The sequence below is a fragment of the Catalinimonas alkaloidigena genome (assembly GCF_900100765.1).
Classification (GTDB): Bacteria; Bacteroidota; Bacteroidia; order Cytophagales; family Flexibacteraceae; genus Mooreia; species Mooreia alkaloidigena.
The window spans coordinates 19,453-36,308 of sequence record NZ_FNFO01000016.1 but is presented as its reverse complement, the minus strand read 5'-3'; the positions used below and the strand labels follow the sequence as shown (position 1 = coordinate 36,308).

At 57.9% G+C, this 16,856-nt stretch carries 12 protein-coding genes; 4 read left to right on the top strand and 8 right to left on the bottom strand.

Features of this window, described 5'->3' with window-relative positions; genetic code table 11:
• Positions 1 to 11: 11 nt before the first annotated feature.
• Both BLR44_RS26705 and BLR44_RS26700 read right to left on the bottom strand, forming a co-directional pair.
• Positions 12 to 437, bottom strand: coding sequence for a thiol-disulfide oxidoreductase DCC family protein (locus BLR44_RS26705; protein ID WP_089688246.1), 426 nt, complete (start codon positions 435 to 437; stop codon positions 12 to 14).
• A gap of 90 nt (positions 438 to 527) precedes the next feature.
• The gene (locus tag BLR44_RS26700) at positions 528 to 989 is read right to left on the bottom strand and encodes a hypothetical protein (RefSeq protein ID WP_089688244.1); all 462 of its coding nucleotides are present in this window, start codon (positions 987 to 989) and stop codon (positions 528 to 530) included.
• Between the two features lie 218 nt (positions 990 to 1,207).
• Between BLR44_RS26700 and BLR44_RS26695 the strand changes: the two genes are divergently transcribed.
• Both BLR44_RS26695 and BLR44_RS26690 read left to right on the top strand, forming a co-directional pair.
• On the top strand, positions 1,208 to 2,485 hold the full coding sequence (locus BLR44_RS26695; RefSeq protein WP_089688241.1) for a Gfo/Idh/MocA family oxidoreductase: 1,278 nt from the start codon (positions 1,208 to 1,210) through the stop codon (positions 2,483 to 2,485).
• A 35-nt stretch (positions 2,486 to 2,520) separates the two neighbouring features.
• Positions 2,521 to 5,934: a DUF1080 domain-containing protein gene (locus tag BLR44_RS26690; RefSeq protein WP_089688239.1), complete on the top strand. Its 3,414-nt coding sequence runs from the start codon at positions 2,521 to 2,523 to the stop codon at positions 5,932 to 5,934.
• 141 nt (positions 5,935 to 6,075) lie between these two features.
• Here BLR44_RS26690 and BLR44_RS26685 read toward each other — a convergent pair whose 3' ends face one another.
• The gene (locus tag BLR44_RS26685; RefSeq protein ID WP_089688237.1) at positions 6,076 to 7,767 is read right to left on the bottom strand and encodes an alpha-amylase family glycosyl hydrolase; all 1,692 of its coding nucleotides are present in this window, start codon (positions 7,765 to 7,767) and stop codon (positions 6,076 to 6,078) included.
• A 154-nt stretch (positions 7,768 to 7,921) separates the two neighbouring features.
• Here BLR44_RS26685 and BLR44_RS26680 point away from each other — a divergent pair, with 154 nt between their 5' ends.
• Positions 7,922 to 10,474 carry a glycoside hydrolase family 95 protein gene (locus BLR44_RS26680; RefSeq protein WP_089688315.1) on the top strand — a complete coding sequence of 851 codons (2,553 nt, stop codon included), beginning with the start codon at positions 7,922 to 7,924 and terminating at the stop codon, positions 10,472 to 10,474.
• A gap of 61 nt (positions 10,475 to 10,535) precedes the next feature.
• Here the strand turns inward: BLR44_RS26680 and BLR44_RS26675 are convergent, their stop codons facing one another.
• The 5 genes from BLR44_RS26675 to BLR44_RS26655 form a co-directional block, all read right to left on the bottom strand.
• Positions 10,536 to 11,444 carry an SDR family oxidoreductase gene (locus BLR44_RS26675; RefSeq protein ID WP_218127208.1) on the bottom strand — a complete coding sequence of 303 codons (909 nt, stop codon included), beginning with the start codon at positions 11,442 to 11,444 and terminating at the stop codon, positions 10,536 to 10,538.
• 87 nt (positions 11,445 to 11,531) lie between these two features.
• The gene (locus tag BLR44_RS26670; RefSeq protein ID WP_218127207.1) at positions 11,532 to 12,047 is read right to left on the bottom strand and encodes a glycosyl-4,4'-diaponeurosporenoate acyltransferase CrtO family protein; all 516 of its coding nucleotides are present in this window, start codon (positions 12,045 to 12,047) and stop codon (positions 11,532 to 11,534) included.
• Between the two features lie 90 nt (positions 12,048 to 12,137).
• Complete coding sequence (locus tag BLR44_RS26665) at positions 12,138 to 13,094, bottom strand: hypothetical protein (RefSeq protein ID WP_089688235.1); 957 nt, start codon at positions 13,092 to 13,094, stop codon at positions 12,138 to 12,140.
• Between the two features lie 498 nt (positions 13,095 to 13,592).
• Entirely contained in the window at positions 13,593 to 14,387 is a 795-nt protein-coding gene (locus BLR44_RS26660) for a TIGR03915 family putative DNA repair protein (protein WP_089688233.1), read from the bottom strand.
• A gap of 36 nt (positions 14,388 to 14,423) precedes the next feature.
• Positions 14,424 to 15,686, bottom strand: a complete 1,263-nt coding sequence (locus tag BLR44_RS26655) for a putative DNA modification/repair radical SAM protein (RefSeq protein ID WP_089688231.1) — start codon at positions 15,684 to 15,686, stop codon at positions 14,424 to 14,426.
• Positions 15,687 to 15,904: 218 nt separating this feature from the next.
• On the opposite strand from BLR44_RS26655, the gene BLR44_RS26650 reads away from it, so the two are divergent.
• Positions 15,905 to 16,807 carry a CHAD domain-containing protein gene (locus BLR44_RS26650; RefSeq protein WP_089688229.1) on the top strand — a complete coding sequence of 301 codons (903 nt, stop codon included), beginning with the start codon at positions 15,905 to 15,907 and terminating at the stop codon, positions 16,805 to 16,807.
• Positions 16,808 to 16,856 lie beyond the last annotated feature (49 nt).

Genomic DNA, 16,856 nt, shown 5'->3' with positions numbered 1-16,856 from the left:
GGTTTTGGGTGTTAACCACCAAGCGCATCGTGGCGACTTTTGAGAAAGTATTGCTTCTCTTCCGACGTCATCAACCGGCACGTATTTTTCCTCGTTAGCGCGTGGCGGTTTTTCGCGATCAGTCGGTAGATCGGGTCGCGCCAGGCTTTGGGAATCACGCGGAAGACGGCGGCCCAACGGTAGGGAAATTTGAGATGCTCCGCGATCTTCAACACGGCCGAGGAGCGGTCGTAAAACTTCCCGCCTTCGTAGTACAGCATGGTATCAAAATCATCCGCCCGGTAGAGGTGCGGCGGGATAAACGTCTGCGCAAACTCGGATTGCAGGGAGGCGTACCGCAGGTTTCGGGCCGTGTTGGTATCAAAGACAAACAGCACCGCACTGTTGCAAAAGTTGCAGACGCCATCGAAAAACACAATGCCTTGGGGAGGGTTCATATTACGCAAAAAATAGAGCAGCCGATCTTTAGTGAAAACGGCACCTTCATCCGCTTTGCTTGAAGTTAAGCAATCGCAGCCTCTCTCTTGTTAAAAATTGGATGGGATTGGCTCCCTATACATAGAAACCTGAAGTGCCTCGTCGAAAGTAAAATAGATTTCATAATTTTCGCCTTTTAATACTTCAAGGGAGCTAAGCAGATACCAGCCATGCGGTCGGAAATTTAGGGGCATTGTGTCACTTTTCAGCCCACGCTCTATTAAAATCCAGTTGTATCCTTCCAATGGCTCCTTAAAACAGACTTGTTTTAAAGGCTCTTTACGATAAGAAGATGCACCGAAGTGTACAGACGAAATTGGTTTGTACGACTTCGGATATTCTTCTTCGTAGAAAGTACGTGGCTCCATCTCGCTGATCCAGAAACCATTGTTCATTTTATTAGCCTCCGTGGTAAGGCAGTCGTGTGTCAGGTTGTAATCAGCGTGTCCGCAGCTTGCCAACCCAGCGAGGGCAATTATCCTGATCACGCACTTGAACATGTATTTCTGCATAAACTATACTTTCCCTGTATTGTTTAATAACATCAACATTCATCACGAAGTAGACAAAGACTATTCGTTTGTGTAGCCCCTGATCCGATTGCGAGAGGCTAGATTCGATTCGAGGCTAAGCTTCAGCATTGATTACCCGCCAATTTTGCTTCCCGCTATGCTATTGCATCTGCCGGAAGCTCCTTACATTTACCCCACCTCCATCATTCCTTCCTTTCATGACAACACCTTCTACGAAAACGTCACGTCGCGACTTTCTTAAAAAATCGGTCGTGGGCGCGGCGGCCTTCACCATCGTCCCCCGGTTTGTGCTGGGCGGCCGCGGCTACCTCCCCCCCAGCGACCAACTGACCAAAGGCATCATCGGGGTCGGCGGCATGGGCCTGGGCCACATTCCCTACGGCGGCACGCGGGTCGTGGCCCTTTGCGACGTGGACCGCAACCACCTGCAACAGGCCGTCGACCGCGTCGGCAAGGGCGTCAAGACGTTCCACGACTACCGCGAACTGATCCAACTGCCTGAAGTCGACATCGTCCACATCGCCACGCCGCCCCACTGGCACGGCCTGATGGCCGCCGACGCGGCCCGGGCAGGAAAAGACATCTGGTGTGAGAAGCCCATGACGCGGACCATTGGCGAAGGCAAGCGTGTGGTGGAAGCGGTACAGCAGCACGGACGGATTTTCCGGCTGAACACGTGGTTCCGGTTCGAAGACATTTTTTACGGGATGCGCACGCCCGTCAAACCGATCAAAAAGCTGGTAGAGAGCGGGTTGCTGGGCTGGCCCCTGACCGTGACGGTGAGTCGCCATACGGGCTTCGACTGGAAATTCTACTGGGTCGGCCAGACGAACTTACCGACGGAAACGGTGCCGAAAGAACTCGACTACGACCTCTGGCTGGGACCGGCCCCGATCAAGCCGTACAACCCGCACCGCGTGCATCAGACCTTCCGGGGCTACTGGGATTACGACGGCGGCGGCCTCGGCGACATGGGCCAGCACTACCTCGACCCGATTCAGTACTTCCTGGGAAAAGACGAAGACAGCCCGATTTCGGTCGAGATCGACGCCCCACAGCAGCACCCCGACGCGGTCGGCACCTGGCGGCGCATCACCTACACGTACAAGGACGGCTGCAAGATTGTGCTGGACGGCGACGGCTCGCAAGAGGGAGTTCCCTACATCGAAGGACCAAAGGGTAAACTCTACCCCGGATTCCGTTCCGACATTCCCGATCTGCAAAAGAAACTCGCCGCGTTCCCCGATCCGGAGCCGCAGGTCACCGACTTTGTGGAGGCTGTCAAAAACCGGCAGAAGTTTGCCCTGAACGAAGCCAACGGCTACCGGTCCAGCACGCTCGTCAACATGGGCATCGTGGCGCTGCGCCTCAACCGTTCGCTGAAATTCGATCCCATCAAACAGGAGTTTGTCGACGATGCCGGTGCCAACCGCCTCATCAACCCACCCATGCGCGCCGGCTGGACCATGGTCTAGTCGCTTCATTTCTTCTCCCACACCTATCCCCGACCATGTTGAAACGATTTTTCTGGAACTTCCTTTTCTTCTTCCTGATTTCCGGTTCGGCCCTGTTTGCCCAGACCGACCAACGCACCCGTACCACCAAGATTGCCGACCTGCTGGCGCAGTTCCCCGCCGAAAATGCCCAGGAACTGGACGCTCATATGCAGGACATGGCCGCCCTCCAGGCCGACGGTTTGGTGGAAATGACGCTTTTGCTGTCACCTCCGGGCCAGGGCGATAACACCGCGCTGGAATATGCCCTGGGAGGCTTTTCGGCGTATGTGACGCAACCCGGCCACGAAACCTGGCGCGCCATGAGCGTGCAGGCGTACTGCCAAGCACTGGGGCAGGTGGCGCACGACGAAAACCGGGCATTCTTAATCCGGCAACTGCAGGTGGTCGGCAAAGACGACGCCGTGCCCTGCCTGCAAACCTACCTGCAAAACGACGCCCTGTGCGGTCCGGCGGCGCGCGCACTCACCACGATTCAGACGTCTGCCGCCAAACAAGCCTTGCTGAACGCGCTGCAAACGGCGCGGGGCACGTGCCAGTTGTCGCTGGTCGAAGCCCTGGGCGACGCCCGCGCAACCGAAGCCGTGGCCACCCTCACGCCACTCGCCAAAAGCCAGGACGTGACGCTGCGCAAACTGGCGCTTTCTGCCCTGGCGAACATCGCCGATCCGGCATCGGAAAGTGTTCTGTTGCCCGCCGCCGAAAAAGAGGTCTTTACCTACGCCGACGACGAAGCAACGGCCGCCCTGTTGCGCTATGCCGCACGACTGGCGGAAGAAGGCCAAACCGCCCACGCCGAAAAGCTGGCGCAAACGCTGGTGGGACGTGCTACCGAAAACCAGATCCATACCCGCACGGCGGCGCTCCGTCTCCTGACCGAACTGAAAGGCGCACAAAGCGTTCCCCTGCTGGTCGCGGCCGCGCAGGACACCCATCCGGAATACCGCGCGGCAGCCCTGCAATTTGCCATGCCCTACGCACGGGCCACGTCGGCGCAGTGGATCGCTGCGCTGAAAAAAGCACAACCCGACGCCCAAGCGGCTATCCTGACGATGCTCGAAAAAAACGACGCGACAGATGCCCTACCCATCGCCCTGAAGTCCCTGAAATCGAAAGACGAAGCGGTGCAACGCGCGGCCATCGGTGCCGCCGGACGGTTGGGAAAGCTGGACGCGTTGCCGGACCTACTCAAAGTCATGAAGAAAGGCACGCCGACACAAATCCAGGCGGTGGCCGATGCGCTGCGGCTGATGCCCGGCGAGGGCTTGTCGGACCAGATCGTAGAGGCATTGCCGAAGCTGCCCGCCCCGGCACAGGCGGCCTTGTTGTCCGTGGTGGGCGCCCGCGCCACCCCCGGCAAAATCAACGACGTTTTCGCTTACGTCTCTGCCTCCGACACTACCGTGCGGATGGCCGCCCTCCGGGCCCTGGCACCGATGGCCACCGCCAACGATTTTCCGACACTGGTCGCGCAACTGAACCAGACCACGCCCGCTTCGGAAGTCGCCGCACTGCAACAGGCGGTAGTCGCCTCTGTAGAAGCCATGCCTGATTCATCCACACGTGTGGCGCAAGTGCTACAGGCCATGGAAAACGCCCCCGCCGGAAAGCAAGCCGATTATTTCGCCATTCTGGCCGCACTGGGGGGCGACGAAGCCCTCGATGCGGTGACGACCGGATTCGCGAACGGCGATGACGCCACCAAACGGGCGGCCGTGGCGGCACTGGCCCACTGGTCGGACGTCGGGGCTACGGCAGCCCTGTACGACCTCGGTCGGCAGTCGGAAAACAAGGCGTACCTCGACGAAGCGCTGCGCGGCTACGTCGGCATGATCCAACGGTCGACGGCCCCCGATGCCCAAAAACTTCTGATGCTGCGCAACGCGATGGCCCTGGCGCAGACGCCGGAACAGAAACAGCTGATTCTGAACGAAACGGCACGGAATCGTACGTTCCCCGCCCTGCCGTTCGCGGGCCAGTACCTGGACGACCCCGCCGTACGCCAGGCCGCGGCACAGGCCGTGGTGCGCATTGCCCTGGCGAATCCTGATTTTCAGGGCGATCTGGTGCGGCAATTGTTGCAGAAAACGATGCAGGTGATGCAGGGTGGCGACAGCGACTACGAGAAAGAGGCCATCCGGAAACACCTTGCCGAAATGCCGGCAGGCGAAGGGTTCGTGGCGCTGTTCAACGGCAAAGACCTGACGGGCTGGAAAGGACTGGTAGAAAATCCCATCGCCCGGGCCAACATGAAACCCGCCGAACTGGCAGAAAAACAGGCCGCGGCCGATCAGGAAATGCGCGACGGCTGGCAGGTGCTCGACAACGGCGAACTTCTGTTCACCGGACATGGCAACAACCTGGCGACCATCAAACAGTACGGCGACTTTGAAATGTTGGTCGACTGGAAGATTTACGACGACGGCAAAGGCGACGGCGACGCGGGCATCTACCTCCGCGGGGCACCGCAGGTACAGATCTGGGATACGTCCCGCACCAACGTGGGCGCACAAGTCGGCTCCGGCGGTTTGTACAACAACCAGGTTCACCCGAGCAAGCCCCTGAAAGTCGCGGACAACCCGCTCGGCGAGTGGAACCACTTCCGCATCCTGATGCAGGGCGACCGGGTGACGGTCTACCTCAACGGCGAGTTGGTGACCGACAACGTGATTCTGGAAAACTACTGGGACCGGAACCAGCCCATCTTTCCTACCGAACAGATCGAGCTGCAGGCGCACGGTTCCCGCATCGGCTACCGCAACATTTACCTCCGCGAATTGCCGCGTCAGGAGCCGTTCGAACTGAGCGCGCAGGAGAAAAAAGAAGGCTATAAGGTCCTGTTCGACGGCACCAACATGTACGCGTGGACCGGCAACACGCAGGATTACGTGATCGAAGACGGTGTGATGGTGGTGAAACCCAGCGAAGGCAGCGGCGGCAACCTTTACACGAAAGAAGAATACAGCGATTTTGTATTCCGGTTCGAGTTCAAGCTGACGCCGGGCGCCAACAACGGCCTGGGCATCCGCACCCCGCTGGAAGGCGACGCGGCCTACGTCGGGATGGAACTGCAGATTCTGGACAATACCGCCGACATCTACAAAAACCTGCACGAGTACCAGTACCACGGTTCCGTCTACGGCGTCATCCCCGCCAAGCGCGGCTACTTAAAACCCGTCGGTGAATGGAACGAAGAGGAGGTCACGGTGAAAGGGACGAAAATCAAGATCGTGCTGAACGGCACCACGATTCTGGACGGCGACATCGCCAACGCCCGGAAAAACGGCACGCTGGACCATAAAGACCATCCGGGGTTGAAAAACGACAAAGGCCACATCGGCTTCCTGGGCCACGGCTCCGTGGTCTACTTCCGGAACATCCGCATTAAGGATCTGAGTAAGAAGAAGTAACGGACTGAGATCGGAATCAGTCCCCTCTACAGACTGGAGCTCTCTCCCGTTGGTCGAGATGACAGGGTCTATGTCATCTCGACCAACGGGAGCCGGGTGCGGTGCCAGATCTTTTATCACCTGGCATCAAATTTCATCACCCTATCCCATCCGCACCACAACGCCTTCGTTGGGAGCGAGGGTAACCGTCCCGGAGAAGCCCTCCCCTTCCCGCTGCCGGTGCGTACCGACTGCGACTTTTCCGGTTCCTTCTACATTCCAGGCGGCGGGCTGATCGCCCAGGTTCAGGACAATCAGATAGGCCTGGTCTTCGGCAGAACGTTGGTAGGCCAAGACGTGCCCCTGGCTTTTGACCCAATCGTATGCGCCGCGGTGGAGTGCCGACGTACGACGACGGAGCTGAATCAGCCGGTGGTAGAGCGACAAAATGGAGTCATGGTCTTTTCGCTGGACCGCAACGTTCCGCTGTTCGAAGTCATCGGCGAGGGGCAGCCAGGGTACCTCCGTGGTGAAGCCCGCTCCTTTGGTGTTGTCCCACTGCATCGGCGTGCGTTCCGGGTCGCGCCCCAGCCCCCGACCGGGCACCCGCTTTTCCCACGGGTCCTGTACCCGCCCCTCGGGAATGGGCACGTCGGGCATCCCGATTTCGTCGCCGTAGTAGAGCGTGGGCGTACCGCGTAGGGTCAGCAGCAGCATGGCTGCAATGCGCGTCTGCGCGGCTCCGAGGCGGGTGGCGAGCCGGTGCTGGTCGTGGTTGCCCAGAACCCAGTTGGGCCATCCGTGCGGCGGCAGGGCGGCTTCGTACCGTTGGATCAGGTCGGCGATGACGGGCGCTTTCCAGGGCGTAGAGATCAGGTGAAAATTGAACGGGAGCTGGCATCCCTCGCCGTCTTCACCATAGTAAGCCACCAGCCGCTCGATCCGCAGGTACAACTCACCGATCAACACACGGGGCATGCCCGTACGCGCCCCGTATTCGTCCAGAATCCGGCGCATCTTCCGGACCAGGTCCATCACCTCGGGACGGTCGGTCGTGTAAAGAGGTTTCAGCGCGTCGTACGGGTTTTGGCTCGTGGGGCCCTCGTCGCTCGGCGGGTTATCGCGCCACTGGTCGTCCTTGATCATCTGTCGCAAGGCATCCACCCGAAAGCCATCCACGCCCCGGTCGAGCCAGAAACGAAGCGCGTCGAACATCGCCTCCTGCACCGCCGGATTTCGCCAGTTCAGGTCGGGTTGTTCGGGCAGGTAAGCGTGGTAATAGTACTGCCCTGTCTGCGGATCGAGCGACCACGCGTGTCCTCCGAAGTTGCTCACCCAGTTGGTTGGCGGGCCGCCGTCCGGACGGGACGTCTCCACGTCGGACGTTTCCACGTTGGACGTTTCCACGCCGGGATCTTTCCAGAGGTACCAGTCGCGTTTGGGATGGTCGCGACTCGACCGGGATTCCTGAAACCAGGGATGTTCGATCGACGTGTGGTTCGGAACGTAGTCGAGGATGACCTTCAGGTGCCGCCGGTGCGCCTCTTCGACCAGGTGGTCGAAATCGTGTAACGTGCCAAACATCGGCTCGATGCCGGTGTAGTCCGTGACGTCGTAGCCGAAATCGGCCATCGGCGAGGGGTAGATCGGAGAAATCCAGATCGCATCGACGCCCAGCCACCGCAGGTAGTCGAGGCGCTGCGTAATGCCGGGCAGGTCGCCCACACCATCGCCGTTGCTGTCCTGAAACGACCGGGGGTAGATCTGGTACACCACGGCATGCTGCCACCAGGCAACGGGGGCCGACGCCTCCGGGCCGGTCACCACATCCAGAGAAGGTTTTGCTTCGCTCATATTGCTTCATACGCACGCGCGCAAATCGCGTTGAGCAAACCATTGCTTGGCAAATGGGCTGAAAATCATGACCTTCCTTCCCAAAACCTGAGTATCATTGTCGAGCCTCCGGTCCATCGTCCGCCGGGCTATTCTGACCTTTACCCTACCCCTTATGCACGTCCCACCCCGCCGCCTGTGGCTTTTTGGCCTGGTCTCCCTCTTTGTTTCCATGTCGGTGCTGGCCCAACCCGACCTGAAATTGTGGTACAACGCTCCCGCCCGTAACTGGAACGAGGCGTTGCCGCTCGGCAACGGTCGGCTGGGCGCAATGGTGTTCGGCGGGGTGGAAGAAGAATGGATTCAACTGAACGAAGCGACGCTGTGGTCGGGTGGTCCGGTCGACGCCGATCCGAACCCCGGCGCCTCACAGCATTTGCCCGAAATACGCGAGGCCCTTTTCGCGGGCGACTACGAAAAAGCGAGTGCGCTGACGAAGAAAATGCAGGGGAAGTACACGGAATCGTACGAACCGCTGGGCGATCTGGTGATTCGGCAGTCGTTCCTGAACCGCCCCACGGCCTACTACCGGGACCTGAACATTTCGAACGCAACGGCCACGACCCGTTTCACCGTCGACGGCACAGAATATACCCGCGAACTCTTTGTCTCATACCCCGCTCAGGCCCTCGTGCTGCGGCTGCGGTCCAGCCGACCCGGAGCGCTGAATTTCACCGCCTCTACCCGGAGTCCGCTGCGTTCCGCAAACGTGGTGATCGGTCCGCAGGAACTGGCCATGCGCGGCAAAGCCCCCGCCCACACCGATCCCAACTACGTGAATTACAACGAAGATCCCATCGTATGGGACGATCCGACCGGTTGCCGGGGCATGCGCTACGCGTTGCGAATGCGTGTCCAGCGTCACGACGGGACGGTCACGACCGACACCGCGGGCATTCGGGTAACGGGGGCGTCCGAAGTGTTGCTGGTGCTGTCGGCCGCCACCAGCTTCAACGGTTTCGACAAATGTCCGGACCGCGAGGGGAAAGACGAGACCGCCTTGGTGCAAGGGTACCTGAACCGCACGAACGGCCGCTCGTTCGACGAGTTGGAACAACAACACCTGCGCGACTACCGTCCTTACTTTAACCGAGTGACGCTGACGCTCAACGGCAGTCCATCGGTCGATTTTACCACGTTGGAGCGGCTGCGGCGCTATACCGAAGGCGGTAAAGATCCTGCGCTGGAGGTACTTTATTTCCAGTACGGCCGCTACCTGCTCATCTCCAGCTCGCGCCCCGCCCGCGTGGGTGTGGCGGCGACCCCGGCCAACCTCCAGGGCATCTGGAATCCGCACATGCGCCCGCCGTGGAGTAGCAATTATACGATCAACATCAACACGGAAATGAATTACTGGCCCGCCGAGGTCACCAACCTGTCGGAACTGCACCAGCCGCTGCTCGATTTCCTGGCGACGCTGGCACAAACCGGTCGGGCAACTGCCCGGAACTTTTACGGGGCCAACGGCTGGACGGCGCACCACAACACCGATCTCTGGGCGACCTCCAACCCCGTAGGCGACCTAGGCAAGGGAGACCCGAACTGGGCCAACTGGGCTATGGGGGGCGCGTGGCTCAGCCAGCACCTGTGGGAGCATTACCAGTTTACGGGCAGCGAAGCGTACCTGCGCGACCGTGCTTACCCGATCATGAAAGGCGCCGCCGAATTTTGCCTCGACTGGCTGGTAGAAGACCCGGACGGACGTCTGGTCACCGCCCCTTCGACATCGCCCGAAAACATCTTCATCACCGACCAGGGTGTGAAAGGGGCCGTTTCCATTGCCACGACGATGGACATGGCCATCGTCTGGGACGTGCTGACCAACACCATCGAAGCTTCGAAGAAGCTGGGCGACGATCCTGGTTTCCGGCGCAAGCTCCAGGAGGCCAAACGGCGGCTGTACCCGCTTCAGATCGGGAAACGCGGCAACCTGCAGGAGTGGTACAAAGACTGGCAGGACGAAGACCCTCAACACCGCCACGTATCGCACCTGTTTGCCCTCCACCCCGGCCGGGAAATCTCACCCCTACACACCCCGAACTATGCCGAGGCAGCACGCAAAACGCTCGAACTTCGGGGCGACGGGGGTACCGGCTGGAGCAAAGGCTGGAAGATCAACTTCTGGGCACGCCTGCACGACGGCAACCACGCCTACAAGCTTTTGCGCGAGCAACTGAAACTCACCGGTGCCGAAGGCACCGACTATGCCAATGGGGGCGGCACGTACCCGAACCTGCTGGACGCGCATCCGCCGTTTCAGATCGACGGGAACTTCGGGGGCACGGCGGGCATCGCCGAAATGCTGTTGCAAAGCCACGACGGGATGCTTACCCTCCTCCCCGCCCTTCCCGATGCCTGGTCCAGCGGGCGCGTTACCGGCCTGCGCACCCGCGGGGGCTTCGAGGTAGACCTCACCTGGAAAAACGGGCAGATCGAAACACTCACCGTACGGTCGCAAGGCGGGGGCAATTGCCGCATTCGCGTCCCCAATGCGCTGGTGCTGCGGGGCAAAACGCTGCTGCGTGCGGCGGAAGGCACAAACCCTCATCCCTTTTTTCAACTTCCGGAAAATCAGTACCGTACCCCCTCGGACGACGTGCCCGGCGGAGGCTGGACCTACGACTTTATGACGGAAAGCGGCGGCACGTACCAGTTGCGGAAAAAGTAAATGCAAAAAGCCCTCCGCAGCGACGATGCTCCGGAGGGCTTCTTTTATCAAACTCATTAGCTTAGTAAGGCATCATACCTCCCGTCACGCCCATCACTTCGCCGGTGATGTAGCTCGACTCCTGCGAGGCCAGCAACACGTACATCGGGGCGATTTCGGCAGGTTGGCCGGGACGACCCAACGGGGTGCTGGAACCGAATTTCTCGATCTTGTCCTGCGGCTGCCCGCCCGAAGGTTGCAGCGGCGTCCAGAACGGACCGGGAGCCACGGCATTGACCCGAATGCCTTTTTCGGCGACCTGACTCGCCAGCGCTTTCGTAAACGCAACAATGCAGGCTTTGGTCTGGGCGTAATCCAACAGGATTTCGGAAGGATCGAAGGCTTGAATCGACGTCGTGTTGATGATGGTTGCTCCGGCGTCCATGTGCGGCAACGCCGCTTTACTGATCCAAAACAGGGCGTATACGTTGACTTTGAACGTGTTGTCGAACTGCTCGGTGGTTAGCTCGGCAATCGACTTTTGTGCAGTTTGCCTTCCGGCGTTGTTGACCAGAATGTCCAGTCCGCCCAGCTTTTCCACGGCCTCTTCCACCAATTTTTTGCAGAACGCTTCGTCCGAAATGTCGCCCGGAATCGGGAAGGCCTTGCGGCCCTCGGCTTCGATCAGTTTTACCACTTCCTGCGCGTTGGCTTCCTCGCTCGGCAGGTAGTTGAACGCAATGTCGGCGCCCTCGCGGGCGTAGGCAATGACGGTCGCGCGGCCAATGCCCGAGTCGCCGCCGGTCACCAGTGCTTTGCGGCCCTTCAGGCGGCCAAAACCCTGGTAGCTGCCTTCGCCGTGGTCGGGTGCCGGGTCCATCAGGTCGACCGAGCCGGGACGCTCCTGCGGCTGTTTCGGAAACGGCGGACGCGGATATTGGGTCAGGGGATTCTGTTTTTCGTATTGATTTTTTGTTTTAATCACAGTCATTTTACGAGGAGTTAGGTCAAAAATTAGACGTAGCTACATACACTACTCTCTGTAAAACGGCGGAACGCCCGTTTGGTTTGAAACCTATCAGGCTTTTGTGGCGGATAGCGCTGCAATTAGTCGCCGCTTGTTCTGCTGTTGCAGCAACGCGGGATACAAGTTCATGAACACATTGGTCACCAATAACGACCATGTTAACGCCGGATGTTCGAAACACAGGACGTTGACAAGCACGGCGACACCGACCAACCCAAATCCAATCAGGTGGCTGATTTCCGAGTAAACCATTTCCTCTCGAACGGCTTCTAATGCTTCACGCGAAGGGCGGCCCGGCAGCGTCAACTTTTGATTCAGATACCGAAAAAAGGTATGGACAACGATCCATTTGAAAATGCCCAGGCCGATCCATCGGTTCAGTCGGTTGCCGGGTAGGAAAACCCAGTGAGCAAGCTGTTGGTAATCACTTCGCTTGCGCAAGAGTTCGTTCAGCAACCGCCCCAGAATCCAGGACCAGAATACGATGGAGATGGTAAGCGCAAGAGTCATCGGCACGTTCACGGCAGACAAGGTAACCATCCCCGCCCATCCGGCAAATCCCCCCAAAGCTTCTTGGGAATTTACACAGTTCTATACACGATCGGGGGGCTTGCACCTGCAGCACAAGCCCCCCGATGATGTGGATGCAACCGAAACTTAAAGCTTTGAGAGCTGTGACTTGTATTTCGTTGCTTTCGAGACAATCTTGTTCTCGATCAAGGTCAGCGTTTCGGGTTTCAATCGTTTTTTTCCCAGAAAAGCAAAGAGTACAACATCGTCCTTCGTGGAGATGATCACGTTATAATGGTAAGTAATGAGTGGGCTTTGTGTGTAGATTGGAAAATCCCTCCAGTAAAAACTTTTTTCATCGCCCTCTAATCGCTTCTCTTCAATCCCTTCTTCCGTGGTGAGTTCGCTTCCGCTCAAGTGCCATGCCTTCAAAGCATCTTTTAAGTCCGCGGTTCGTTCAGCCGCCTTCTCAGGATTTTTATGAGTGCTTTTAGGCACCAGAAACGTTTTTTCTTCAATACGATCGTAAAAGTTCACGACGCGCTCCTTGTATTTGTTCTTCATCGCCCGGTAGCTTTTATCGCCCTCTTGCTCAAGTTGTATCGCAGCGTTCAACGACTCGTTGAGCATGTTGATCATCAAACGGATATCGTTTTTAGAACTCAAATCCAAGCCGTTGATGATCGCACTGGCAATGGTTTGCCGCTTGGGTGCCGTCACCATCAGAACGGCCGACCAGTTGTTATATTTATCGATGTAGTAATGCAATAAGATGGCTTCCTGATCTTTCTGCTTTACCAGTTCACGATAGTCAAACGCTTTGATTTCGTAGGATGTGGCGTCGTACGACGATTCCAACATGGCCTCTTCCCAAATCGTATTATAGTAGTTTACCTTTTCCTGTACATCTTCAATTTTATCGAACCGACCTTTTTTAGTCATCCGCTTGATGTATTTTTCTGAGGTCTCAAAGCTCGGAATCAACAGCTTTTTCCCCTCCACCAAAGAATAATCAAACTTTTTTATGGGGTTGAGCTGCGCATAGCCAACCTGGCAGAAGGAGACGGCCAAAAAGAAGAAGAGTAGTTTTTTCGCCCTTTTCATGGGTTATGAGTTATGGTTAAATTTTAAAAGTTATAGCAACTTAGTTGCTCGTTCAACGCCGACCAGAAGTCGATCTGAACCACACGTTTGCGCTATGCCGGCTTTTGTAAAAGGTATAGCGCTGCCTTTGTTAAGGGCGGATCAGATTAGCGCATTGGCACGAGAAGGCTAAAAAAATGGGCTATTATTTGTTACGGCAAATTGTGCATTTTGTCGGATTTGACCAGATTAATCTGTTCGATTTCCTTACTTATCGAAATCACTCAAAAGCAATACCCACAAAAACAATCTTTCAACGTTTGAGAGGTCTCTCTCTTTTCTTGCAAAGGACGCACTATGGCCCGTGCTGGCTTCTTTCTAAAAGCGTCCATTTTACAGAATCTTGGCTGTGGTATCATGTCGGTCCGGCCCCTAAACGCATTTAGCGCTTGTGCTTTCTCGCCAGAAAGTACAAGCGCTAAACCGTATTATGTATTCACGCTGACGCGGATGCGATAGTTACCCTTTCAGAGCGGTTGGAATAGCCCTGGGGCGGCTGAGTTCCGGTTGCTTTTCGGTGAGGAAACGCCAGTACCGCTGCGGGACCATGCGGCGGTGGAGTTTCAGGTTGCGGCGGGCCGGAATGTTAACCGACTCGAAGTAGGTTTTCCAGAGGTGCTGGTAGACAGGCTCTTGCGCTTCGTACGACAGGCGTCGGCTCTCCCCCTCTTCCAGCTCGAATTCGATGCGCTGCAGCTCCTGCCGGTCGAAGTGGAGGCCATAGCGGCGGCGTCCATCATAAATGAGCCATTCCTGGTCGGCGTAGCGCTCGACGAAGTGCGGCGCGATGATGGGCAGCACGTTGAAGTCGGGTTCGATGTGGGCGTAAAACAGGCCTTCGTCCGTCTTTTCAAAGCGCACGAAGGCCTCCATGCGGTGTTGTTCGATCCAGACGCGGTGGCCGGTCCGCGCCACCCACAGCACCGAAACGGCTCCGTACTGCTCCTCGACCCAGCCCATGTCGGCAAAAGTCCGCTGTGCGTAGTCGAGCAATTGCGCTTCGCGTTCGGGCTTCTCCGAGAGAAAGCTGTAATAAAAATGCTGCTGGGCTTCGGGCGAAAGGCGCTTCTTCAACCCTTCCCAGACCCGGGCCGCCTTGGCGTCGTCGGTTTGGATGCGGTACACAGAACTGAACACATCGGGCTGATGCCGGTGCGTAGGCACCAGGCGGACGCGAGACCAACGCCGTTCGTAGTACTCGAAAATGCCGGTCAGAAATCCTTCGAACGTATTGTCATAAAGAGCAGAAATCATGATCGTATCCGGTTAAGGTTGAAAAAGAAAGAGGCTTCAGGCGCTTTGCGCAAACAGCGTGAGTTGGGTCGACAGGTTGCGGTACTTGCTGTAGCCGCCGCTCAGCAGTCGGACTTTGAGCCGCTCGCTGGCGTAGTCGCGGGCGTCGTATCCGGAGCCCGGGCCGGTCAGGAAAAAGCGGGCGCGGTTCCAGACCACGCCAAACTTGCGCAGGTGCTCGGGGTGTAGCGACTGGTACTTGCGGGCCGCCACAATCCGCTGCGCCGACCGGTGCCCGATGCCCGGCACGCGCAGAATCAGTGCGTAGTCGGCGGTGTTGACATCGACCGGAAAAAAGGCGCGGTTGCGCAGCGCCCACGAGACCTTCGGATCGACGTCGAGGTCGAGGTGCGGAAATTGTTCGCTGACAATTTCGCCCAGCTGGAAGCCGTAGAGTCGCATCAGCCAGTCGGCCTGGTAGAGGCGGTTTTCGCGGATCATCGGCACGGGCGTCCCGATGCCGGGCAGGCGGCCGTCGTCCGAAATGGGTACGTAGCCCGAATAGTAGACGCGCCGCAATTCGAATTTCTTGTAGAGCGAGTCGGCGGTGGTCAGGATCTGCTGATCGTTTTCGGGTGTTGCACCGATTACCATCTGCGTCGATTGCCCTGCCGGTGCAAACAGCGGCGCTTTCGTTGATTTTTTGCGCTCCTCCTTAAATTCCTGGATGCCCGTTCTGAGGTGATCCATCGGCACAAACACGTCCTGGTGGTTTTTCTCCGGCGCGAGTTGTTGCAGACTCATCTCGGTCGGCATTTCGATGTTGATCGACACCCGGTCGGCGTACTGCCCCGCCTGACGCAACAATTCCTCGCTGGCCCCGGGAATACCCTTCAGGTGGATGTAGCCCGAGAAGTTGTGCTCTTCGCGCAGCTTTTTTGCCACACGCACGAGCCGCTCCATCGTGTAATCGGCGTTCTTGAAGATGCCCGAACTCAGGAACAGCCCTTCGATGTAGTTGCGGCGGTAAAAGTTGATGGTCAGGTCCACGACCTCCTGCACCGTAAAGGCGGCACGTTTCACGTCGTTGCTCCGGCGCGTCACGCAGTAGGCACAATCGTAAATGCAATGGTTGGTGAGCAGAAGTTTGAGAAGCGACACACAGCGGCCGTCTTCCGTGTGCGTGTGGCAGATGCCCATACCGGTGGCGTTGCCCAATCCGCCTTCGTTTTTTCGCTTGCTTCCGCTCGACGAGCACGAGACATCGTACTTCGCAGCATCGGCCAAAATTTGCAATTTCTCCTGGAGATCCAGCTTCATAAAAAGTTCATTACAATACAAAACAAACCAACACTTCTTTCAACAGAAAATCAGCAATTAAGCTTTCAAAATTAAGCAAATAGCATCAAAATACCTAGCAAATATCCTCTTGAAACATACCAAAACAAACCAATGCACTCGATTATACTTTCGTGCGGTGGCTTGTGTTCTATCGAGGGATTTCAGCGTTGCGTAACTTCAGGGAAGGTGCTTCGCTTATGAGTTATCGCTTCCACCCACACGAACCGCTGGCAACGGCCATTCGGCGCGTAACGACCGAGCAACTGGGAAAAGCGCAGGTTGCGTTGCAGCACCTCGACGATCCGCATGAGTCGGTTCACACGCTCCGCAAGTGCATGAAAAAGGCCCGGGCCGCCGCGCGCCTGGTGCGCTCCGAACTGGGAGAAGCCTCCTATCATCAGGCGAACGCCTCCTTTCGCGATACGGCCGCCCTGTTGTCGGAAACCCGTGACATCACTGCCCTGATCGACACCCTGAATCGGTTGCGGTCCCATTACCGCACGTCCCTCCACAGCGCAGCCTTTACGCGCGTGCGGCGCTCGCTCTACTACCAACGCAACAAAGCCACCGAACACCTGACGGCAGGCAAGCTGGTCCCGGAAGCACTGGCGCGCCTCCAGGCGGCACAAACGCTGGTAAACGGCTGGCAATGGCAGGACGAATCGTTCGGAGCCATGGCCGAGAACATCGCTCGCACTTACCAGCGCGGACGCAAGGCACTGGCCCAAGCGTACGACTCCGGCGAAGCCGCCGACTTCCACGAGTGGCGCAAACGCACCAAGTACCTGGGCTACCAGTTCCGGCTGTTGCGTGTGGTCTGGCCTACGGTGATGAAGGCCTATCAGCACCAGTGGGAACAGCTGGGCGCGTGGCTGGGCGACGACCACGATTTGGCGGTGTTGCAGCAAAGCGTGCAGGCGGAAACCCTCCCCTTCCAGGACAACGCTTCGGCCGAGCTGCTGCTGGGCATTCTCGAACGGGAACAGGCCCGGTTGCGTCAGTTGGCCTATCCGCTGGGCAAACGGCTCTATCACGATAAGGCCGACCGGTTTGTGGATCGTCTGGCCTGCTGGTGGAAGATGGCGCAACACGCGCCGTAGCGCGCATGCAGTGTGGTGGTGGGCAATGCCTGAAATGTCATCCAGGTTA

Bases quoted from the DNA above. Each gene is read 5' to 3' on its own strand.
- BLR44_RS26690 (WP_089688239.1), top strand. From the start codon at position 2,521: ATGTTGAAACGATTTTTCTGGAACTTCCTTTTCTTCTTCCTGATTTCC.
- BLR44_RS26665 (WP_089688235.1), bottom strand. From the start codon at position 13,094: ATGAAAAGGGCGAAAAAACTACTCTTCTTCTTTTTGGCCGTCTCCTTC.
- BLR44_RS26655 (WP_089688231.1), bottom strand. From the start codon at position 15,686: ATGAAGCTGGATCTCCAGGAGAAATTGCAAATTTTGGCCGATGCTGCG.
- BLR44_RS26680 (WP_089688315.1), top strand. From the start codon at position 7,922: ATGCACGTCCCACCCCGCCGCCTGTGGCTTTTTGGCCTGGTCTCCCTC.
- BLR44_RS26660 (WP_089688233.1), bottom strand. From the start codon at position 14,387: ATGATTTCTGCTCTTTATGACAATACGTTCGAAGGATTTCTGACCGGC.
- BLR44_RS26695 (WP_089688241.1), top strand. From the start codon at position 1,208: ATGACAACACCTTCTACGAAAACGTCACGTCGCGACTTTCTTAAAAAA.
- BLR44_RS26700 (WP_089688244.1), bottom strand. From the start codon at position 989: ATGCAGAAATACATGTTCAAGTGCGTGATCAGGATAATTGCCCTCGCT.
- BLR44_RS26705 (WP_089688246.1), bottom strand. From the start codon at position 437: ATGAACCCTCCCCAAGGCATTGTGTTTTTCGATGGCGTCTGCAACTTT.
- BLR44_RS26675 (WP_218127208.1), bottom strand. From the start codon at position 11,444: ATGACTGTGATTAAAACAAAAAATCAATACGAAAAACAGAATCCCCTG.
- BLR44_RS26685 (WP_089688237.1), bottom strand. From the start codon at position 7,767: ATGAGCGAAGCAAAACCTTCTCTGGATGTGGTGACCGGCCCGGAGGCG.
- BLR44_RS26650 (WP_089688229.1), top strand. From the start codon at position 15,905: ATGAGTTATCGCTTCCACCCACACGAACCGCTGGCAACGGCCATTCGG.